Origin of the sequence: Nocardiopsis dassonvillei subsp. dassonvillei DSM 43111, from assembly GCF_000092985.1 — a bacterium.
Lineage (GTDB): Bacteria > Actinomycetota > Actinomycetes > Streptosporangiales > Streptosporangiaceae > Nocardiopsis > Nocardiopsis dassonvillei.
In genome coordinates this window covers 210,679-232,810 of the sequence record NC_014210.1, presented here as the reverse complement: position 1 = coordinate 232,810, position 22,132 = coordinate 210,679, and the positions used below count along the sequence as shown (strand labels likewise).

General features: G+C 71.5%; 14 protein-coding genes. 2 read left to right on the top strand and 12 right to left on the bottom strand.

Annotation, left to right across the window (positions count from 1 at the left end; all coding sequences use genetic code 11):
* Positions 1-75 precede the first annotated feature (75 nt).
* From gltX to NDAS_RS00910, 3 genes are all read right to left on the bottom strand, one after another.
* A complete protein-coding gene (gltX, locus tag NDAS_RS00920; RefSeq protein ID WP_013151238.1) occupies positions 76-1,521 on the bottom strand; it encodes a glutamate--tRNA ligase in 1,446 nt (481 codons plus the stop codon).
* A gap of 113 nt (positions 1,522-1,634) precedes the next feature.
* Positions 1,635-2,654, bottom strand: coding sequence for a GDSL-type esterase/lipase family protein (locus NDAS_RS00915; RefSeq protein ID WP_013151237.1), 1,020 nt, complete (start codon positions 2,652-2,654; stop codon positions 1,635-1,637).
* An 88-nt stretch (positions 2,655-2,742) separates the two neighbouring features.
* A complete protein-coding gene (locus NDAS_RS00910) occupies positions 2,743-3,543 on the bottom strand; it encodes a fumarylacetoacetate hydrolase family protein (RefSeq protein ID WP_013151236.1) in 801 nt (266 codons plus the stop codon).
* A 336-nt stretch (positions 3,544-3,879) separates the two neighbouring features.
* On the opposite strand from NDAS_RS00910, the gene NDAS_RS00905 reads away from it, so the two are divergent.
* Positions 3,880-4,692, top strand: coding sequence for a DUF3152 domain-containing protein (locus NDAS_RS00905; RefSeq protein WP_013151235.1), 813 nt, complete (start codon positions 3,880-3,882; stop codon positions 4,690-4,692).
* Between the two features lie 191 nt (positions 4,693-4,883).
* On the opposite strand, the gene cimA is transcribed toward NDAS_RS00905, so the two are convergent.
* From cimA to gatB, 9 genes are all read right to left on the bottom strand, one after another.
* Positions 4,884-6,494: a citramalate synthase gene (gene cimA / locus NDAS_RS00900; RefSeq protein ID WP_013151234.1), complete on the bottom strand. Its 1,611-nt coding sequence runs from the start codon at positions 6,492-6,494 to the stop codon at positions 4,884-4,886.
* Positions 6,495-7,047: 553 nt separating this feature from the next.
* On the bottom strand, positions 7,048-8,163 hold the full coding sequence (locus NDAS_RS00895) for a branched-chain amino acid aminotransferase (RefSeq protein ID WP_013151233.1): 1,116 nt from the start codon (positions 8,161-8,163) through the stop codon (positions 7,048-7,050).
* Between the two features lie 250 nt (positions 8,164-8,413).
* Entirely contained in the window at positions 8,414-9,478 is a 1,065-nt protein-coding gene (locus NDAS_RS00890) for a 3-isopropylmalate dehydrogenase (RefSeq protein ID WP_013151232.1), read from the bottom strand.
* A 713-nt stretch (positions 9,479-10,191) separates the two neighbouring features.
* The gene (gene serA, locus NDAS_RS00885) at positions 10,192-11,781 is read right to left on the bottom strand and encodes a phosphoglycerate dehydrogenase (protein ID WP_013151231.1); all 1,590 of its coding nucleotides are present in this window, start codon (positions 11,779-11,781) and stop codon (positions 10,192-10,194) included.
* A gap of 198 nt (positions 11,782-11,979) precedes the next feature.
* Entirely contained in the window at positions 11,980-12,975 is a 996-nt protein-coding gene (gene ilvC, locus NDAS_RS00880) for a ketol-acid reductoisomerase (RefSeq protein ID WP_013151230.1), read from the bottom strand.
* A gap of 101 nt (positions 12,976-13,076) precedes the next feature.
* Entirely contained in the window at positions 13,077-13,601 is a 525-nt protein-coding gene (gene ilvN / locus NDAS_RS00875) for an acetolactate synthase small subunit (protein WP_013151229.1), read from the bottom strand.
* A 20-nt stretch (positions 13,602-13,621) separates the two neighbouring features.
* Positions 13,622-15,382 carry an acetolactate synthase large subunit gene (locus tag NDAS_RS00870; RefSeq protein ID WP_013151228.1) on the bottom strand — a complete coding sequence of 587 codons (1,761 nt, stop codon included), beginning with the start codon at positions 15,380-15,382 and terminating at the stop codon, positions 13,622-13,624.
* Between the two features lie 492 nt (positions 15,383-15,874).
* Positions 15,875-18,580: a putative bifunctional diguanylate cyclase/phosphodiesterase gene (locus tag NDAS_RS00865; protein ID WP_013151227.1), complete on the bottom strand. Its 2,706-nt coding sequence runs from the start codon at positions 18,578-18,580 to the stop codon at positions 15,875-15,877.
* 570 nt (positions 18,581-19,150) lie between these two features.
* Complete coding sequence (gene gatB, locus NDAS_RS00860; protein ID WP_013151226.1) at positions 19,151-20,647, bottom strand: Asp-tRNA(Asn)/Glu-tRNA(Gln) amidotransferase subunit GatB; 1,497 nt, start codon at positions 20,645-20,647, stop codon at positions 19,151-19,153.
* Between the two features lie 298 nt (positions 20,648-20,945).
* Between gatB and NDAS_RS00855 the strand changes: the two genes are divergently transcribed.
* A complete protein-coding gene (locus NDAS_RS00855; RefSeq protein ID WP_013151225.1) occupies positions 20,946-22,115 on the top strand; it encodes a thioester domain-containing protein in 1,170 nt (389 codons plus the stop codon).
* The last annotated feature ends 17 nt before the right edge of the window (positions 22,116-22,132 follow it).

The following is a 22,132-nucleotide window of genomic DNA, read 5'->3' as shown; positions in this document are numbered from 1 at the left end:
TCTAGCGGACATTCGGAGTGGTCGCGAACCGGAATCGGGGCGGCCGGGCTGTGGCTCCGACCACCCCCGTCCGCCTCAGGACCCGGCGGGGCCGTCCTGTGCGTCCAGCTTCGCCAGGGCCGCGGTCAGCCGCTCCTGGACGCGCTCGCGGCCGAGCAGCTCCAGCGACTCGAACAGCGGCAGGCCGACGGTGCGGCCGGTGACCGCGACGCGCACGGGGGCCTGCGCCTTGCCCAGCTTCAGGCCCAGAGAGGCGCCCACCTCCTCGGTGGCGGCCTTGAGGTCCTCGGCGGCCCACGGCAGCTCCGGGTCGGCGAAGCGCGCCAGGGCGGCCTGGAGCATCTCCCGCCCCACGCCCGGCTTCATGGCCTTGGCCCAGCTCTTCTCGTCCTCCACGGGCTCGCGCAGGAAGAGGAAGTCCACGTTCGGCACGATCTCGCTGAGTACCGCCACGCGGCTCTGCGCGAGCGGGGCGACGGCGGCGAAGACCGCCGGGTCGTAGTCGGCCGGGTCCCACGGGGCCGCGTCGCCGGTCAGCCACGGCTGGCAGCGCTCGACGAACTCCTCGGCGGAGAGCTCGCGGATGTACTCGCCGTTGAAGGCGCGCAGCTTCTTCTCGTCGAAGAAGGCGCTGGAGCTGTTGACGTCCTCCACCCGGAACAGCGGCTGCATCTGCGACCACGGCATGATCTCGCGGTCGTCGCCCGGCGCCCAGCCCAGCAGCATGAGGTAGTTGACCATCGCCTCCGGCAGGTAGCCCTCCTCCTGGTAGGACTCCAGGGCGACCTTGTCCCGGCGCTTGGAGAGCTTCTTGCGCTGTTCGTTGACGATGACCGGCAGGTGCGCCCACACCGGCGGGGTCAGCCCCAGCGCCTCCCACAGCAACTGCTGCTTGGGGGTGTTGGACAGGTGCTCCTCGCCGCGGACGACGTGGGTGATGCGCATCTCGACGTCGTCGACGACGTTGGCCAGTACGAACAGCGGCGAGCCGTCGGCGCGGGCGATCACGAAGTCCTCGATGGCGGAGTGCTCGAACTCCACGCGGCCGCGGATCCGGTCGTCCACGACGGTGGGGCCGCCCTCGGGCACGCGGAAGCGCAGCGCCCGGCCCGGGCCGGGCGCCAGGTTCCGGTCCCGGCAGAAGCCGTCGTAGCCCAGGTTGGGGTTGTCGCGCCGCTCCTGCACCTGCTCGCGGGTGCAGTCGCAGTAGTAGGCGCGGCCGTTCTTGTACAGCTCCTGCGCGGTCTCGCGGTGCTTGTCCGCGTACTCCGACTGGAAGTAGGGGCCCTCGAAGTGCGGGTCCTCCTCGCCGATGCCCAGCCAGGCCAGCGCGCGGATGATGCCCTCGGTCCACTCGGGGCGGTTGCGTGCGGCGTCGGTGTCCTCGACGCGCAGCACCATGCGGCCCTCGGGCCGCTGCTGTGCCAGCGCCCAGTTGAACAGCGCGGAGCGCGCGCCGCCGACGTGGAACATGCCCGTGGGGGACGGGGCGAAGCGGGTACGAATCGAAGTCTCAGTCACGCGCCCAGGGTATCCGCGCCGGACGGGGGCCCGGGGGAACCCGCTGGTCCCCGCCGCGCGCACGGAACCGCCCCCGTCCGGAAAACGGGCCGGGGCGGGTCCGGCGCCCCGCCTCACTCCCCCGCGGAGGCCGTGGGGAGCGGGCGCGGGTAGGGGCGCCCGATCCCGTAGCCCTCCGCGAGGGCGTCGGCGAAGGCCGCGGCGATCTTGACCTCCCCGCGCGCGTTGGGGTGGGTGCCGTCGTAGGTGTCGGCTGCCGGGTCCCAGTCCTCGCCGCCCGCCACGTCCAGGCTGATCACCGGCGAGCGCTCCGTGGACATGTCGGCGGCGACCTCGCGGATCAGGACGTTGTAGGCGTACACGCGCAGGGCGAAGCCCTCGTCGGACTCGGCCAGGGCGATGGGCACGGTCTCGGCGAGCACGACGCGCAGGTGCGGGTTGGCCTCGCGCGCCGCCTCCACGTAGCCGCGCAGCCGGTACTCCATCTCCTCCATCGTGACCGGCCACAGCAGGTCGTTCACGCCGAGCATGACGCACAGCACGTCCGGGCGGTGGACGCGGACGTCCTCCCGGATGGAGGAGGAGGCGTCGCGCAGGGTGCGGCCCCACAGGGCGTTGTGGTCCTGGTCGAAGTCGGGGTCCCGGTACTCGGCGGTGTCCGGGTCGCCGTCCGCGCCGGGCCAGACGGCACCGTCCTGCGGTATCCGCTCACCGGGAGCGGAGGGGCCCGGCTCGGGAGCGGTCCCGTCGGCGCCGTCCTCCCGGTAGTCCCCGGCGGGGTCGCCGTCCGGGCTCGGCGTCGCCTCGTCCTCAGCGGTGGGGACCGGCAGGATCATGTCGCGGCTCGCGGGGTCGCTGTAGGGGCCGACGAAGTCCAACTCCTCCACGTGCGGGGAGAGGTGGTTCCACAGGTGGTAGCGCCAGGTCCGGTCGCCGTTGGCGCCCTGGGTCATCGAGTCTCCCGCCAGCATGATGCGGTGCGGTTCGCTCACGGGTCCCCCTGTCGGTGTGCCGGTGCCGCCGTCGTCGGTGCGCGCGGCCGTCCAGTAGGCGGTTCCCCCGGCCAGGAGCACGAGGGCGAGCGCACCGGCGAGGACGAGGGCACCGGTGCGGCGGCGTCGGGGGATGGTCAACGGACTGCCTTCCACTCGTGCGCGGGTCGGCGGCGCGGGCGCCGCCGACCCCTTGGCCCGCGCCGGACCGGCGCGCGGAGCGGGGCCCTCAGTCGCGGGCCACCACGCGGTTGGTGATCGTGCCCAACCGCTCCACCGTGACCGCGACCTCCTGGCCGACCTCGACCGGACCCACCCCGGCGGGGGTTCCGGTGAGGACCACGTCACCGGGGAGCAGCGTCATGAAGGACGTGACGTAGGCGATGATGTCCGGGATGTCGTGGATGAACTGCGACGTGCGCCCGTCCTGGCGCGTCTGGCCGTCCACGGTGGTGGTGACGGCCAGGTCCTGTGCCTCCTCGATGCTCATCCCGGTGGTGATCCAGGGGCCGATGGGGCAGAAGGAGTCGAAGCCCTTGGCCCGCGTCCACTGCTTGTCCTTCTTCTGCAGGTCGCGGGCGGTGACGTCGTTGGCGACGGTGTAGCCGAAGATGACGTCCTTGGCGCGCTCGCGCGGCACCTCGCGGCAGGGGCGGGAGATGACGATGGCCAGCTCGCCCTCGTAGTCCACCCGCTCGGAGACGGCGGGGCGGAAGATCGGGTCGCGGGGCCCGGTCACGGCGGTGGAGGGCTTGAGGAAGACGACGGGCTCGTCGGTGGACTCCCCCGTGACGTCCTTCATCTCCGCGACGTGGTCCGCGTAGTTCTTGCCGATGCAGACCACCTTGGTCGGCAGCACCGGCGACAGCAGCCGGACGTCGGAGAGCTTGGCCCGCTCGCCGGTCAGCTGGATGTCGCCGATGAGGGGGTGGCCGCTCAGCCGGGCGACGAACTCCTCCCCGGTGTCGGAATCCTTCTCTACCAGGCCGAACCCGACCTCGTCACCGGACGCGAACCGCGCGATGCGCACCTGATGCCTCCCAGCAGCCCTGTTGTCTCGCTTGCGGTTGAAGGGTATCGGCGCGGCGGGTGGCCGGGAGCGGACGGGACCCGTCCGGGGGGAGTGGAAGGACACATCCGGACCGCGCCGCGGACGGCACCAAAGCACACGGAAGCCGTGAAAGACCGCAGGACGTTGACTCCCTCTCATACCTGCTCTTCCCGGACAATGCCTTGGCCTTTCCTTGGGCCGGATTCTGGCATGCTGGGTCCGTCGTCCGCCGTCGAGAGGCTGGTTCCCGTGCCCACGTCCGCTTCGCCCGGGGGTCGTCCCCGTGCCCGGCACCGCAAGCGCCGCCGGTACCCGATGGGTCTGGCGCTGGGTCTGTGCCTGGTCTCCGGGGCCTCCACCGTGCTCATGGTGAGCGTGCCCGGTTCCGGACCCGACTTCGGAGAGCCCGCCGAGACCTCCGCGACGGGGCCGGTCGGCGACGGGGTCCCCGAGGAGGGCGGCGACCGGCGCACCTCCGCGGAGGACCGGGACTCGGCGGGCGGGGCCGCCGCGCCCGAAGCGGGCTCCTCCGCCGAGCGGGCCGGGGAGGAAGAGGCCCCGCTGCTGCTCCGCTCCGTGGAGGAGGAGGTCGAGAGCGCTGACGGCGAGTTCTCCGTGCTGGAGGGCGAGAGCGACGTCATGGGCGACGGCCCGGTGACCACCTTCGCCGTGGAGGTCGAGAAGGGGCTGCCCGGGGAGTCCGAGGACTTCGCGGCCGCCGTGGAGGAGATCCTGGGCGACCCGCGCAGCTGGGGCGACGACGGGGAGCGCGCGATGCAGCGGGTGGACGGCGACGACGCCGACGTCCGCGTGCTGCTGGCGGCCCCGGACACCGTGGACCGGCTGTGCGCCCCGCTGAACACCGACGGGTACGTGTCCTGCGCGAACGGGAACCGGGCGATCATCAACCAGAACCGCTGGGTGTCGGGCGTCCCCCACTTCGAGGACGACCTGGAGACCTACCGGATCTACCTGATCAACCACGAGGTGGGCCACACCCTGGGCCACGGCCACGTGGACTGCCCCGGCGAGGGGGAGCCGGCCCCGGTGATGCAGCAGCAGACCCTGGGCCTCCAGGGGTGCGAGCCCAACGGCTGGGTCCACCCCGAGAACGGCTCCGGGGACTGAGGGCCCGTCCGGATGCCGTCCGTGCTTTTTCCGGCCGACCGCGCACGCCCATTCCATGACTCTGGGTATCGATATGGACACGAAAAGCAATGGAGAGGTCGTCCTGGAGGGCGGCCGCGGTCGTCGCGAGGGGGCGGGGCGGCTGCCGCCCCGCCCCCTCGTCCGCTCCCCGGAGGGCTCCGGCTTCCGGATCAGCCCTGCGGGTAGCCCTGGCGCAGGAGCCCGTAGGTGACGGCCTGTTCGAGGGCGACCCAGGACGCGTCGACGACGTTGGGGCCCACGCCCACCGTGGTCCACTCCCCCACCCCGTCGCTGAAGGTGATGAGGATGCGGGTGATGGCGTTGGTGCCGGAGCTGCCCTCCAGGATGCGGACCTTGTAGTCGGTCAGCTCCAGCCCGGCCAGCGCGGTGTACACGCCCTCCATGGCGCTGCGCAGCGCCCGGTCCAGGGCGTTGACGGGGCCGTTGCCCTCCGCGGTGGCGATCACGCGTTCGCCCTTGACCCGCAGTTTGACGGTGGCCTCGGTGAGGCTCTCGTAGTCGCTGGCCAGGGGGCTGGACCCGGCCCGGGGTCGGCGTTCGGTGATGACGCGCCAGGACTCGGTGTCGAAGTAGCGGACCGGCTGCCCCAGTTCCTCGCGCAGCAGCAGGTCCAGGGAGGCGTCGGCGGCCTCGAAGCTGTAGCCCGACAGCTCCAGGCCCTTGACCCGCTCCACGGCCCGCCCCGACAGGGCGCGGTCTCCGGACAGGTCCAGGCCCAACTCCTTGGCCTTGAGTTCGATGGAGGCCCGCCCGGCCATGTCGGAGACGAGCATGCGCATGGCGTTGCCGACCAGCGCGGGGTCCGTGTGCTGGTACAGGTCGGGGTCGACCTTGATCGCGGAGGCGTGCAGCCCCGCCTTGTGCGCGAAGGCCGACACCCCCACGTAGGGCTGGTGCGTGTCGGGGGTGAGGTTGACGATCTCGGCGATGGCGGTGGCCACGCGGGTCATCTCGGCCAGGCAGCCCTCAGGGAGGACCTCCTGGCCGCGCTTGAGCGTGAGCGCGCCGACCACGGAGAAGAGGTTGGCGTTGCCGACCCGCTCGCCGTAGCCGTTGGCGGTGCACTGTACGTGGGTGGCGCCCGCGTCCACGGCGGCGAGGGTGTTGGCGACGGCGCAGCCGGTGTCGTCCTGGGCGTGGATGCCCAGGCGTGCGCCGGTGGCCTCGCGGACCTCGGTGACGATACGGGTGACGTCGGTGGGGAGCATGCCGCCGTTGGTGTCGCACAGGACGACGACGTCGGCACCGGCCCCGGCGGCGGCGCGGACCACGTCGAGCGCGTGGTCGGGGTTGTGGAGGTATCCGTCGAAGAAGTGCTCGCAGTCCACGAATACGCGCTGGCCGTGTTCGCTCAGGTGGGACACCGTGTCGGCGATCATGGCGAGGTTCTCGTCGAGGGTCGTGCGCAGCGCGCGCTCGACGTGCCGGTCGTCACTCTTGGCGACAAGGGTGACGACCGGTGCGCCGCTGTCGCGCAGTGCGGCCACCTGTGGGTCGTCGGCGGCCCGCACACCGGCACGGCGGGTCGCGCCGAACGCGGTGAGTTGCGCGTGCTCCAGCGTCAGCTCTCGTGAAGCCCGCTGGAAGAACTCGGTGTCCTTGGGGTTGGCCCCCGGCCACCCTCCCTCGATGAACGCCACCCCGAAGTCGTCCAGCAGCTTGGCGATGGCCAGCTTGTCGGAGACCCGCAGGTTGATCCCCTCGCGCTGGGCCCCGTCGCGCAGCGTGGTGTCGAAGACGTGGAAACTGTCGTCCCTCATGGGTGGAACTCCCGAAGGTGGATGCTGTGGTGTGGCCGACCGGGCCCCGCCAACAAAAAAGACCCCTCGTGGACACGAGAGGTCAGCGCGCTGGCGGCGTCCGATGGTCAGCCAGCGCGCCTCACGATAATGAGCACCTGAGACGGCATGAGGTCAGTGTGCCACACGGTGGCGGAGTTCTCGGTGCTCAACGGCGGATTGTCCCACCATGCGAGACGTCGGTTTCTCGTACCGGACATACCCGACACCCCGCCGAAGGCGCCCGGGAGCACCGTCGCCCCTCGTGAACCGCCCGGGGGCACGCCCCCGGATCGGGCGGGTCGACGCGCGGCGGTGACCGACGTCACCGGGGGAAGGGGCGACCTTCCTCCCCGGATCCGTCCGCGGCCACGGGCAGGGGCACGCGGCGGTCCCGCCTCCCCGGTGGAGGGTCCGACAGCGGCGGCCCCGTCGGCGTCGGCCGCTTCGGACGCCGGGCACGGAGGCTCCCGGAGGAGGGGGAGGGGAGAACCGGGGCGGGCCGCCCGGGGGAGGACGGCCCGCCGGGGACGTGTCAGAACCGGGTGATCCAGTCGTGCTTGTCGGCGCGCAGACCCGTCTGGATGCCCACCAGCTCCTCGCGCAGGCGCATGGTGACCGGGCCCGGGGTGCCGTCGCCGACGGTGAACTCGCCGTCGTCGCCCTTGACCCGGCCGACGGGGGTGATGACGGCCGCGGTGCCGCAGGCGAACACCTCGGTGAGCTCGCCGGACTCGGCCGCCTCACGCCACTCGTCGGTGGAGATGGGCGCCTCCTCGGCCGGGATGCCGAGGTCGGGGGCCAGGGTCAGCAGCGACTCGCGGGTGATGCCCGGCAGCAGGGTCCCGGTCAGCGGGGGCGTGCGCAGACGCGCGTTCTCACCCGAGCCGAACACGAACCACAGGTTCATGCCGCCCATCTCCTCGACCCAGCGGTGCTCGCGGGCGTCGAGCCAGACCACCTGGTCGCAGCCCTGCTCCACCGCCTGCGCCTGGGCGAGGAAGCTCGCCGCGTAGTTGCCCGCGAACTTGGCCGCGCCCGTGCCGCCCGGCGCGGCGCGCGTGTAGTCCCTGGACAGCCACACCGTCACCGGCTGGACGCCGCCCGAGAAGTAGGAGCCGACCGGCGAGGCGATCAGCAGGTAGACGTAGGAGCGGGACGGGTGGTTGACGCCCAGGCCGACGTCGGTGGCGACCATGAACGGGCGCAGGTACAGGCTGAAGTCCTCCTTGGTCGGCACCCAGTCGCCGTCGTGCTCCAGGAGGAGTTCGATGGACTTCAGGAAGAGCTCCTCGGGGAGCTCGGGCATCGCCATGCGCGCCGCGCTGCGGTTGAAGCGGGCCGCGTTGGACTCGGGGCGGAAGGAGGCGAGCGAGCCGTCGGGGTGCCGGTAGGCCTTGAGGCCCTCGAAGATCTCCTGGGCGTAGTGGAGGGCGGCGGTGGCCGGGTCCAGGCTCAGCGGGCCGTACGGCTCCAGCTTAGCGTCGTGCCACCCCTTCCCCTCGGTGTAGTGGATGCTCACCATGTGGTCGGTGAACACCTTGCCGAACCCGGGACTCTCCAGCAGCGCCTCTCGTTCCTGCGGGGTCTTCCGCCTGTCGGAGAGCTGGATGTCGAACGTCAACCCGCTTGTGGTGGTGTCGTTGTTCATGGTGTCGGTGGTCCTCTCGGGTGCATCAGGCCGGCAGCATCGCCGGCCTGGGATCTAGTCTGTCTGAAGAGCGCACCCGGTGCCAGAGCAGGAGTGATGCACGCGAGGGCGGCACCGCTCGGGGAGCGGAGCCGCACGCGGACACGGCGACGGGCGCGCTCGGGAACCCGGGCGCGCCCGTCGACGGTGAGGGTGGACCAGGCCGTCAGCCGCGCCGCAGGGAGGGAGGGCAGGGCTTCCGGCGTGTGCGTCAGCCCTGCTCGGCTACTCGCGCGGCGAGGTCGTCGCCGATCTGGGAGGTGGAGCGGACCGCGCCGTTCTGGGCACGGGTCTTGAGGTCCGTGGCGACCGCGGCCTCGATCCGGCGGGCCGCCTCGGGCACTCCGAGGTGCTCCAGCATGGTCGCGGCCGAGAGCACCGTGGCGGTGGGGTCGGCCTTGCCCTGGCCCGCGATGTCGGGCGCGGAGCCGTGAACGGGTTCGAACATGCTGGGGAAGGTGTTGTCCGGGTTGATGTTGCCGCTGGCGGCCAGCCCGATACCGCCGGTGATGGCGGCGCCGATGTCGGTGATGATGTCGCCGAAGAGGTTGTCGGTGACCACCACGTCGAAGCGGGCGGGCTGGTTGACGAAGAACATCGACGCGGCGTCGACGTGGCAGTAGTCCACGGAGACCTGCGGGTACTCGGCGCCGACCTCCCGGACCACGCGCTGCCACAGCTCGCCGGCGAAGGTCAGGACGTTGTCCTTGTGGACCAGGGTGAGCTTGCGGCGGGGGCGGGAGGCGGCCTTGTCGAAGGCGTAGCGCACGACGCGCTCCACCCCGAAGCGGGTGTTGACGCTGTCCTGGGTGGCGATCTCGTGCGGGGTGCCCTTGCGCAGGACGCCCCCGGCGCCCGCGTAGGGGCCCTCGGTGCCCTCGCGGACCACCAGCATGTCGATGTCCTCGGGGCCCACGCCCGCGAGCGGGCTGTCCACCCCCGGGTAGAGGCGGACGGGGCGCAGGTTGACGTAGTGGTCGAAGTCGAAGCGCAGGCGCAGGAGCAGGCCGCGCTCCAGGACGCCGCTGGGGACCGACGGGTCGCCGACTGCGCCGAGGTAGATGGCCTCGTGCCCGGCGAGTTCGGCCTCGACCGAGTCGGGCAGGGTCTCACCAGTGCGGTGCCAGAGCCTGGCGCCCAGCTCGTACTCGGTGGTCTCCACGGCGAGGTCGTGCTGGGAGGCCGCGACCTCCAGCACCTTGAGCCCTTCGGCGATGACCTCGGGACCGATCCCGTCGCCGGGAATGACCGCCAGTTTCACGGTGCGCGCTGCCATACGGACTGCCTCTGCTTCGACACGGCCCCACCGGCCGCTTCTCATATGGTGAGACCAGGATGAACACTGAATGAGACAACCCTACCGCCCCGGCGGAGTGCGGACGCCTCCGGCCGGGGGTCGCGCGGCCGTCTCCGCCGCCGGAGCCTCAGGCCCGCCGGTTGAGGGCGTCCTGCAGGGCGCGGTTGATCTCGTCCTGGGAGTCGGGCGCGGACGGGTACTCGATCATGTCGTACATGCGATCCTCCGGATGCGTTGCGTGACCGGAGCCGGGAACGGCGCGGCCAGGGAATGCTCTGCGACGAGGTGCACTACGGGACCGGGGTTCGGGGCGGATCGCGCCGAACGGCGGCGGAGCGCGGAACGTGGGCGACGGTGTCCACGGGGACGAGGAGCCCTCCGGGCGGGATCGACTGCCGTGGAACGCCCGCACGGGCCCCGGTGGGGGCGCTCGCGGCGCCGGGCGGCGGCCTCCGGCTGTGGAACCGGTGCCGCTGACTCCTAGGACCTCAGAATATCGGATGTCCAACTATATGGCCAGGGTTTCTCACCATACGAGACGCCCTGTTGTCATCGCCGGTCAGGGCGCGGACGCGACGCGCCTCGGGCTTAGGCCGCAACCACACAGAAGCGGAGAAGAGCCGCGAAGGCCGCACAATTCACCGCGCCGTGCGGCCCCCTGCCGCGACCACCCGGAGGGAACTCCCGGTTCCCTAGTCCTCCAGGTCGACCTGGCGGCTGATGTCGGCGTCGATCTCAGCGGAGATCGAGGCGAGGGTCTCGTCGGGCACCGCGGAGTCCACGGTGAGCGCGATCAGCGCCTTGCCGCCCTCCTGGTCCCGGATGACCTGCATGCCCGCGATGTTGACACCGGCGTCGCCCAGCAGGGCGCCGACCGTGCCGACCACGCCGGGACGGTCCTCGTAGGACAGGAACACCATGTGCTCGGCCAGGCCGATCTCCATGGTGTAGTTGTTGATCTCCACCAGCTTCTCGACCTGGCGGGGACCGGTCAGGGTGCCCGAGGCCGACACGCGGGTACCGTCGGCGAGCACGCCGCGGACCGTGATGAGGTTGCGCCAGTCGGTGTTGTCGTCGCTGGTGACCAGGTTGACCTCGACGCCGCGCTCCTTGGCGAGCAGCGGGGCGTTGACGAAGGTCACGGTGTCCTCGACCACGTCGGCGAACACGCCCTTGAGGGCGGCCAGCTCCAGCACCTTGACGTCGTGCGAGGCGATCTCACCGCGCACCTCGACGTCGATGCGGCTGGCGATGGTGCCCGCGAGGGAGGTGAACACGCGGCCGAGCTTCTCGGTCAGCGGCAGACCCGGCTTGACGTCCTCGGCCACGCCGGTGCCCTGCACGTTCACGGCGTCGGGGACGAACTCGCCGGAGAGGGCCAGCTTGACCGAGCGGGCGACCTGGGTGCCCGCCTTCTCCTGGGCCTCGGCGGTGCTGGCACCCAGGTGGGGGGCCACGACCACGTTCTCGAACTCGAAGAGGGGGCTGTCGGTGCACGGCTCCTTGGCGAACACGTCGATGCCCGCGCCCGCCACGCGGCCGTCCTTGAGGGCCCGGTAGAGCGCGTCCTCGTCCAGGATGCCGCCGCGCGCGGCGTTGATGACGCGCACGGTGGGCTTGACCTTGCTCAGGGCCTCGTCACCGATCAGGCCCAGCGTGTCCTTGTTCTTGGGCAGGTGGATGGTGATGAAGTCCGAGCGCTCCAGCAGCTCGTCGAGCGTGGTCATCTCCACGCCGATCTGGGCCGCGCGGGCGGGCTGCACGAAGGGGTCGTAGGCGATGACCTGGGTGCCGAAGGCCGACAGGCGCTGCGCGACCAGGGCTCCGATGCGGCCGAGGCCGACGATGCCGACGGTCTTCTCGTAGAGCTCGACGCCGGTGTACTTGGAGCGCTTCCACTCGCCGTTGACCAGGGCGTTGTGCGCCGGAGCGGTGTTGCGCGCGCTGGCCAGCAGCAGGTTGATGGCCTGCTCGGCGGCGCTGATGATGTTGGAGGTGGGCGCGTTGACCACCAGGACGCCGGCCTTGGTGGCGGCCTCCACGTCCACGTTGTCCAGACCGACACCGGCCCGGGCCACCACCTGGAGACGGGAGGCGGCGGCGATCGCCTCGGCGTCCACCTGCGTCGCGCTGCGCACGATGAGGGCGTCGACGTCGGCGAGGGCGGGCAGGAGCTGGGACCGGTCGGCGCCGTCGACGTGGCGTACCTCGAAGTCCTCCTCGAGCAGCGCGATTCCGGCGGGCGAGAGCTTTTCCGCTACGAGTACGGCGGGTTTGGGCACAACGGTTCCTTTTCGGGTGGTGCGGCCCGACCGCGCAGGTGGTGGGCGCTGCCCGGATCGGGGGTGACGGCTGGTCGGAAGTCTACCGGCGAGGTAGGGAAGCCCGACGGGGACGGGTGGCCAAGGGCCGCCCGTCCCCGTGGTTCACCGGGTCCCGAGCACGGGGCGAAGCGGAGCGGAGCCCCCAAAAAGCACTGCCTAGGCCTTGAGCCAGCTCATCAGCGGGCGCAGCTCGGCGCCCACCTTCTCGATCTGCTCGTTCTGCTCGGCCTCGCGGCGCTTGGTGAAGGTCGGCTGCCCGGCGTCGAACTCCTCCATGAGCTCCTTGGCGTAGGAGCCGTCCTGGATCTCGCCGAGGATCTTGCGCATCTCCTGGCGGGTCTGCTCGGTGATCAGGCGCGGGCCGCGGGTGTAGCCGCCGTACTCGGCGTTGTCCGAGACCGACCAGTTCATCTTGGAGATGCCGCCCTCGTACATGAGGTCCACGATGAGCTTGAGCTCGTGCAGGCACTCGAAGTAGGCGATCTCCGGCTGGTAGCCCGCCTCGACCAGGGTGGCGAAACCGGCCTTGACCAACTCCTCGGTGCCGCCGCAGAGGACGGCCTGCTCACCGAACAGGTCGGTCTCGGTCTCCTCGGTGAACGTGGTCTTGATGACGCCGGCCTTGGTGCCGCCGATGCCCTTGGCCCAGGACAGCGCCAGGTCCCATGCCTGCCCGCTGGCGTCCTTCTCGACCGCGACCAGGCAGGGCACGCCGCGCCCGGCCTCGTACTGGCGGCGGACCAGGTGGCCCGGGCCCTTGGGGGCGACCATGGCCACGTCCACGCCCTCGGGCGGGGTGATGAGGCCGTAGCGGATGCTGAAGCCGTGGCCGAAGAAGAGGGCGTTGCCCGCCTCCAGGTTCGGCGCGATCTCGGCCGCGTACAGGTCCCGGTGGATGTGGTCGGGGACCAGGATCATGATGACGTCGGCCTCGCGGGTGGCCTCCGCGGGGGTGAGGACGCGCAGGCCCTCCTCCTCGGCCTTGGCCCGGCTCTTGGACCCCTCGGCGAGGCCGATCCGCACGTCCACGCCCGAATCGCGCAGCGACAGCGCGTGCGCGTGGCCCTGGCTGCCGTAGCCGATCACGGCGACCTTCTTGCTCTGGATGAGCGAGAGGTCCGCGGCGTCGTCGTAGTACATCTGTGCTGCCACTTGGGGTTGCTCCTTGTTTCTCGGTTTCGTGTGGGACGCGGTGGGGTCCGTGCGCCCGGGCCCCGGGTCCACCAGCGGGAGCGGTGAACCGAAGGTCACCGCTACGCGCTGCGCTCGACCGTGCGGAGGGATCGGTCGGTGATCGACCGGGGTCCGCGTCCCAGGGCGACCAGCCCTGATTTGACGAGTTCCCGGATGCCGAACGGCTCCAGGTTCCTGACCAGGGCATCGAGCTTCTCGGGGTCGCCGGTGGCCTCGATGACGACGACGTCCGGGCTGACGTCCACGACGTGCGCGCGGAACAGCTCGGCCGTCTGTAGCACGTGGGTGCGGCTGGACGCGTCGGCCTTGACCTTGACGAGCAGGAGCTCGCGCCGGACCGACGCGGTGGTGTCCATCTCCACGATCTTGACGACGTTGACCAGCTTGTTGAGCTGTTTGGTCACCTGCTCCAAGGGGTGGAGGTCGCAGTTGACCACGATTGTCATCCGGGACAGTCCTGGGTACTCGGTGTTGCTCACACTGAGCGAGTCGATGTTGAAGCCTCGACGGGAGAAGAGGGCGGAGGCGCGGGCGAGGATACCCGGGGTGTCCTCCACCAGAACGGAAAGCGTGTGACTGCTCATGGTGGTTCCGCCTGTTCCTCTTAGTCCTCGTGTTCCCAGTTCGGCGCCATGTCGCGCGCGTACTGGATGTTGTCGTTGCTGACGCCGGGGCCGACCATCGGCCAGACCATGGCGTCGTGGTTGACGGTGAAGTCCACGACGACGGGGGCGTCGTCGATCGCCATGGCCTTCTCGATGGTGGCGTCGATGTCCTCGGCTCGCTCGCAGCGCAGGCCGACACAACCGTACGCCTCCGCGAGGCGGACGAAGTCGGGGATGCGGACCTTCTCGTCGCGCGGGGAGGTCTGGAGGTCGGTGTTGGAGTAGCGGCCCTCGTAGAACAGGGTCTGCCACTGGCGGACCATGCCCAGGTTGCCGTTGTTGACCACGGCGACCTTGACCGGGATGCCCTCGATCGCGCAGGTGGCCAGTTCCTGGTTGGTCATCTGGAAGCAGCCGTCGCCGTCGACCGACCACACGGTCCGGTCGGGGTCGCCGACCTTGGCGCCGAGCGCGGCGGGGACGGAGAAGCCCATGGTGCCCAGGCCGCCGGAGTTGACGAAGGAGCCGGGGCGCTCGTAGTCGATGAACTGGGCGGCCCACATCTGGTGCTGGCCCACGCCCGCGACGTAGGTGGCCTCCGGGCCGACGACCTTGCCCAGGCGCTCGATGACGGCCTGCGGGGACAGGCTGCCGTCCTCGGGCGCCTCGTAACCCTTGGGGTAGGTGTTGCGCAGGCGGTTGAGCTGCTGCCACCAGGCCTCGTAATCGCCCTGGCGGCCCTTCTCCTGGTCGGCGCGCACGGCCACGACCAGGTCGGCGAGGACCTCGCGGCAGTCGCCGACGATGGGCACGTCGGCGTGGCGGTTCTTGGAGATCTCGGCCGGGTCGATGTCGGCGTGGACGATCTTGGCGTCGGGGGCGAAGCTGTCCAGGCGCCCGGTGACGCGGTCGTCGAAGCGCGCGCCCAGGGCGACGATGAGGTCGGCCTTCTGGAGGGCGCCGACGGCGGCGACGTCGCCGTGCATGCCGGGCATGCCCACCGACTGCGGGTGGCTGTCGGGGAAGACGCCGCGGGCCATCAGGGTGGAGACGACGGGGGCGCCGGTGAGCTCGGCCAGGACGCGCAGCTCGGCGGAGGCGCCGGCGCGCAGGACGCCGCCGCCGACGTAGAACACCGGGCGCCGGGCCTCGGCGATCATGCGGGCGGCCTCGCGGACCTGCTTGCCGTGCGGCTTGGTGACCGGGCGGTAGCCGGGCAGTTCGAGGCGCTCGGGCCAGACGAACTCGGCGGAGTTCTGCAGGGCGTCCTTGGAGATGTCGACCAGGACGGGGCCGGGGCGTCCGCTGGAGGCGATGTGGAAGGCCTCGGCGACGATCCGCGGGATCTCCCGCACGTCCTTGACCAGGAAGTTGTGCTTGGTGATCGGCATGGTGATGCCGCAGATGTCGGCTTCCTGGAAGGCGTCGGTGCCGATCATCGGGGAGGCGACCTGGCCGGTGATGGCGACCATCGGGACCGAGTCCATGTGCGCGTCGGCGAGCGGGGTGACCAGGTTGGTGGCGCCGGGCCCGCTGGTGGCCATGCACACCCCCGGACGGCCGGTGGCGTAGGCGTAGCCCTCGGCGGCGTGACCGGCCCCCTGCTCGTGGCGCATGAGGATGTGGCGCACCTTGGCCGAGTCGTAGAGCGGGTCGTAGGCCGGGAGGATGGCGCCGCCGGGAATCCCGAAGACAGTGTCAACGCCGACCTGTTCCAGCGACCTGATCAGCGATTGGGCGCCGGTCATCTGCTCGGTCATCTCAAGATCCTTCAGCGAGGGTCAGAGCGGCACGGGGGCTCTGGCCTGGTGGGTCTGACTCTGGGCCTGGCAATAAAAAAACCCCCACCGCCGACGGCGGTTGAGGGGTGGCGCGCAGCAGAGGAAACTCAGCGGGCTGCGCGCCGACCAAGTACGAGAATCAGGGAGTTGCTCTGCATGCTGACCACATTGGCCGACGGAGAGGGCACCCGTCAACCAGAACGACATATTGTCTCATATATTGAGACGTCAATGTCAGCATGCGGCCTCGCCCGATGACGTGACAACCCCTACGAACTGGGCGAATGCTGACAAGCCACCCCGGTTTCGTGTGACGCACACCGCACGGGCGGCGGCCGGGGGTTCCCCCGATCCGCCCTCCCGGAAGGGCGGCCGACCGGTCCGGCCCGGAACCCGCGGCCGCGCGGCCATGGTCTCCTCCGGGGAGCCTGGGGCGGCCGCGGACAGGGCCGCGGGCGGCGTTCCGTCCGGTCAGAGGCTGACCCCGGCCTCGCCGCCGACGAGTGACTCCACACCGCTCGCGGGCATGGGCCGGGCCACCAGGAACCCCTGGCCGTGGTCGCAGCCCATGGCGCGCAGCTGCTCCAGCTGCTCGGAGCGCTCGATGCCCTCGGCCACGACCTGCACCCCCAGGTCGCGCCCCAGCTGGATGATCGTGTGCGTGAGCAGCGTGACCGTGTCGTCGCGGCCCAGGTCCGCCACGAACGACGGGTCGATCTTGATCGCGTCCACGCTCAACCTGCGCAGGTGCGCCAGGGACGCGTAGCCCATCCCGTAGTCGTCGATGGCCAGCCGCACGCCCAGCTCGCGCAGCTCGCCCAGGCGCTGCACGGCCTCCCCGCCGTCGTCGAGCAGGACCTCCTCGTCCACCTCCAGGGTCAGCACCTCGGCCGGAAGCCCCGACTCGGCGAGGATCCCCGCCACCGACTCCACGAAGCGCGGCGACAGCACCTGCTTGACCGACAGGTTCACCGACAGGCCGATGTCCCAGTCCGAGAGCCGCCACACCGCGACCTTCTCGCAGGCCTCGCGCAGGATCCGCTCGCCCAGCGGCACGATCAGGCCCGACTCCTCGGCCGCGCCGATGAAGTCCTCCGGGCCGACCCTCTCGCCGTCGCGGTCCCAGCGCACCAGCGCCTCCACCGAGGTCACCTGGGAGCTGCCCAGGTCCACGACGGGCTGGTACTCCAGGAAGAACTCGTCCTTGGCCAGCGCCTCGCGCAGGCGGATCTGGAGCTCCAGGCGCGAGACCACCGTGTCGTGCATGTGCGCGGCGTACACCTCCACGTGGCCCGCCCCTCGCTCCTTGGCGCGGGTCATGGCCACGTCGGCGTTGCGCAGCAGCTCGCCGCTGTCGGTGACCTGTTCGGCGAAGGCCACGCCGATGCTGGCGGTCAGCATGATGTCCCGGTCGGCGACCGGGAACGGCTCCGAGGCGATCACCCTCCCCAGGCGCTCGGCCAGGTCCACCACCCGCTGGACCCGGGGCACGTTCTCGACCAGCACCGCGAACTCGTCGCCGCCCCAGCGCGCCAGGGTCGCGTCGGAGTCCACCTCGCCGCGCAGCCTGCGGGCCGCCTGGCCGAGCAGGTGGTCGCCGCGCACGTGCCCGGCGGAGTCGTTGACCGCCGTGAACCCGTCCAGGTCCAGGAAGATCACCGCGACCTCGCCCGCGGGCTCCTCGTTGATCACCCGGTGCGCCAGGACGTCGCTGGCCCGCTCCTCCAGGTAGGCGCGGTTGGGCAGGCCGGTCACACCGTCGTGGAACGTCAGGTGCTCCACCTCGTCCTGGAGCGCCACCTGCGCGCTGATGTCGCGGGTGGTCACCAGCAGCCGGTCGGGCTCACCCGGCTGCTCGTACAGGGACATGGTGGACTCGGTGTGCCGCCAGGTCCCGTCGGCCGCCCGCACCCGCAGCCGCATGTGCACCCCCTGCGCGCCGCGCTCGGAGAACAGGTCGGTGACGGCCTTGGTGCGCCCCAGGTCCTCGGGGTGGATGAGCGCGGTGACGGGGGCGGCGAGCACGTCGTCGAGACGGTAGCCGAAGGCCTCGGCCGTGCCCGGGCTGACGTAGTTCACGCCGCCGTCGCGGTCCAGTACGAGGATGACGTCGCCGCTGTTGCGCGCCAGCTCGTGGAAGTGGACCTCGCGGTTGCGCACCATCCGGGAGAGCGTGGCGTTCTCCTCCAGCATGCCCACCATGCGCACCAGGAGCACCACCACCGCGGTGCCCGCGGCCAGCGGCAGCACCGGCGCCACCCCGACCAGGCGGACCCCCGCCACGGTCAGCACCACGGCGGCCGCGAACACGGCGCCGATCGCGGCGAGTTCGGGCGCGAACCGGTAGAGCCCCCGGCCGGTGATCCGGCGCGGGTCGGTGCCGGGCCGGTGCTCCACGAGCCACGGCAGGGCCCCCAGCAGGGCGAAGCCCAGGAACCTGACCGGGTGTTCGACCCCGCCGAGGAAGGGCGGGCCGGTCAGGCGGGTGAGCGCGCCGAGGATGTCCGCCCCGGCGATGACGATGAGGGCGCCGATGGCCACCAGCACCGCGCGCCGCGTGCTGTGCGGAGACATGAAGACCAGCGGCACGAGCAGGCACAGCACGACGATGTCGGCGACCGGGTAGACCAGGGCGAAGCCGAGGAACCCGGCGCCCTCCCCGAGTTCCTGGTAGAGCGGGGAGAACAGCAGCAGCCAGACCACGGAGAAGACCGCGGCGGCGCACACGTAGCTGTCGGTGACGTGGCGCACGGCGGTCCGCAGGCCGCCCGGCCACGGCGCGAACTTGGTGAAACCGATCACGAAGAGTGGCAGGGCCGCGAGGGCGAAGAGGTCACCCAGAGTGAGCGACAGTGCCGTGGCGGAGCTGAACAGGCGGATCAGACCGTGAGTGACGCCACCCGCGCACCAGGCGAGCGCGGCGAAGCCGAGGTGGCGCAGGGCGGAGGGTCCGTCCGCGCCGTCGGCGTGGGCGTCCCGGTCGGCGCCGGTGGCCGCCCAGCGGCGCGAGGCGTAGAGCAGCGACAGTCCGGCGGCCCCGGCCGCGACGGACGTGGGCCACTCGCCGAGCGCGGCGGTCACGCTGTCCTGCGCCGAGGGGACGAGGGTCCCCACCAGGTAGAGCAGGAACAGCGCCACCAGGGCCACGATCCACAGGCGGCGTGCCCGGGTTCCCATCACCGACCTCCCAGCGGGCGCGTCACGGTCGACGCGGCGTCCTGCCGCGGTCACGCTCTCTCCTCGGACATGGAGCACCCACCTCGCGTCGTTCGAGTCCGGGCGCGGCACAGCACCCGGCACCGCGTCTGCCGCCCAGGATCTCGCGGGACTGGGACGGGCCCGGTGGCGGAACGGCCCGGGGGACCGTACACGTCCCCGTGCGTCGCAACCCTACGCAACCAAGGTCACACAGCGATTGAGGACCGGATGAGAGATGACGACAGAACCATCACCCACAGTGATGTCCGACTCCCGCCCCTCCGGTACCCGCCCCGGCGCGTCGCGGCCCCGCGGGGCATCCGCCCCCGTTCTCCGGGCACGGCGCGGTTCCCGGAAGCGGGTCCCGGGCCCCTCCCGCCTACCCGGCAGCCCACGGCCCATGCAGGGTGCCACCCGGCACCGACAGAACGGGACGAACCGGGTGACAGACAGTACGGCCTCCCCGGAACGGCCGTCCGCCGCGGGGGGGGACGGACGGAGGGCGCCGGGCACACGGGCCCGGTGCCGCACGGAGGCCGCCGTAACGGATCAGCTCGCGCCGAGTTTGGCCAGGATGAGCTCGCGGGCGCGTCCCGCGTCGGCCTGGCCCCGGGTCGCCTTCATCACTGCGCCCACCAGGGCTCCGGCCGCGGCGACCTTGCCGCCGCGCACCTTGTCGGCCGCGTCGGGGTTGGCGGCGATGGCCTCGTCCACGGCCGCGCCGAGGGCGCCGTCGTCGCTGACCACCTTGAGGCCGCGGGCCTCGACCACGGCGTCGGGCTCGCCCTCACCGGCCAGCACGCCCTCCACCACCTGGCGGGCGAGCTTGTTGGTGAGCGTGCCCTCGGCGACCAGGGCGATGACGCGCGCGACCTGCGCCGGGGTGATGGGCAGGGCGGCCAGCTCCACCTCCTGCTCGGTGGCGCGGCGCGACAGCTCGTTGAGCCACAGCTTGCGGGCCTCGGCCGACGGGGCGCCCTCGGCCACGGTCGCCGCGACCAGGTCGATGGCGTCGGCGTTGACCAGGTCGCGCAGTTCGGTGTCGGTGAGGTCCCACTCGGCGCGGATCCGGGCGCGCTTGGCGGCGGGCAGCTCCGGCAGGGTGGCGCGCAGCTCCTCCACCCACTCCTCGGAGGGCGCGACGGGCACCAGGTCGGGGTCGGGGAAGTAGCGGTAGTCCTGCGCCTCCTCCTTGGAGCGGCCGGAGATGCTGCGGCCGGTGTTCTCCTGGAAGTGGCGGGTCTCCTGCACGACCTTCTGCCCGGCGTCGAGCACACCCGCCTGGCGCTCGATCTCCGAGCGCACGGCCCGCTCGACCGAGCGCAGCGAGTTGACGTTCTTGGTCTCGCTGCGGGTGCCCCACTCCGAGGCGCCGCGCGGGTTGATGGAGACGTTGACGTCGCAGCGCATGGATCCCTCCTCCATGCGCACGTCGGAGATGCCCAGGGAGCGGACCAGGTCGCGCAGCTCGGCGGCGTAGGCGCGGGCCACCAGGGGCGCCAGGTCGCCGGTGCCGGTGACGGGCCTGGTCACGATCTCCAGCAGCGGGATGCCCGCGCGGTTGTAGTCGACGATGGAGTAGTCGGCGCCGTGGATGCGGCCGGTGGCCCCGCCCACGTGGGAGGTCTTGCCGGTGTCCTCCTCCATGTGGACCCGCTCGATGTCCACGCGGAACACGCGGGGGCCGTCGGGGGTGTCGACGGTGACGTCGAGGTGGCCGTCGACGCAGATCGGCTCGTCGTACTGGGAGATCTGGTAGTTCTTCGGCATGTCCGGATAGAAGTAGTTCTTCCGGGCGAACCTGCCCCAGGGGGCGATGGAGCAGTTCAGCGCCAGGCCCAGCCGGATGGCGCCCTCGACCGCCTTCTCGTTGACGACCGGCAGGGAGCCGGGCAGCGCCAGGCAGACCGGGCACACCTGCGTGTTGGGGGCGGCGCCGAACGCGGTGGGGCAGGAGCAGAACATCTTGGAGGCGGTGCCCAGCTCGATGTGGGTCTCCAGGCCGAGCACGGGCTCGTACCTGGCCAGTGCCTGCTCGTAGGCCACCGGCGCAGGACCGCTGTTCGTGGCAGAACTGGGACGTACCGCGTGGGCCATCGCCGCAAACCCGCTTCCGTAGACGACATACCTTCCAGCTCAGCCTACCGAGCGCGCGGGAGTGGGGTGCCCGACAGCGGAGTCACGGCCGGGTCACCGGACATCACGGCCAGTACACGATTGGGACGCTGTCAGGGGAATGTCCGCTGCCACCGGGTGCCGGACCGTTAGTCTGGGTGGCCCAGGAAGACGATTTCGCCGGCGGCCCCGCACTGCGGCCGCCGCCTTCTCACGGGAGCGCACGAGCATGTCCGGCATCCTGCGTCGGTACGCCGCGCTGCTTTCCACCTCGGCCCTGATCGGCACCCTGCTGGGCGCCCCGGCGGCCAGCGCCGACGACTTCTCACGTGTGGACCGCGACCCCGTCGAGGGCGCGCCGCTCGTGCTCGCCGACGGCCGGGAGGCCGACACGGCGCTGTTCAGCCTGCGCGTGGCCGAACACGCCTCGGTCCGGGCCTACACGGTGACCGCGGACGAGGAGGTCCACCCGTACGCGGCCTACGTGGAGTCAGCGTGGTCGGACGTTCCGGAGTGGACCGAAACCCCGCAGGAAACGGATCCCGCCGACCGGGCGGACTGGATCGTCTCCCATTCCTATCCGACGGTCGGTCTGGAGTCCCTGCTGGAGGGGAGCGACCTGCCCCGGTTGGACGAGGCACGGGCGATCGCGGGCACCCAGGCCGCCCTGTGGCACGTGCTGGAGGGGGTGCGGCCGGACCCCGGCGCCAACGACCCGGGCGTCATGGCGCTGTACGACCACCTGGTGGAGGGCAGCGCGTCCGCGCCGGACAACACCGTCTCCCGGTCCCTGGCGGTGTCGCCGTCCCACGTGGAGGCGGTCGCCCCCGAGGAGCCGCTGGGGCCGTTGACCGTGCACAGCTCCGGAGCGGAGCCGGTGTCGGTGTCGGTGCGCGGCGCCCCGGCGTCGTGGCTGGTCGACGCGGACGGGGAGCAGGTCACGCAGCTGGGCGACGGCGAGCGGGTCTTCCTGGACGTGGACCCGTCGGTCCCGGCGGGCGTGGCGACCCTGCACCTGCACGGCCGGGACTTCCCGCTGCCGCAGGGGCGCCTGTTCACCGGCAGGGACGGCGTGCGCACCCGGTCCCTGGTGACCGCGGAGGCGGGTTCGGCGACGAGTTCGGCCACCGCGACGTTCACGTGGCACCCGGAGCAGACCGAGGAGCCGGTGGCCGCGGCGAGCCCGGAGCCCGTGCCGGAGGAGGAACCCCCCGCCACCGAGGAGGCCGTCGAGGAGGAGGTTCCCGCCGAGGAGGTATCTCCCACAGCGGAGGACCGAATCCCCGAGGACGATCTGGCCCTCACCGGAACCTGGCTGTCCGGGCTGCTGGTGATCGCGGGGGCCCTGGTGGTATCCGGCCTGATCATCCTGGTTGTGGGACGTAAACGACGCGACTGACCGCGCTGGGGGACGCG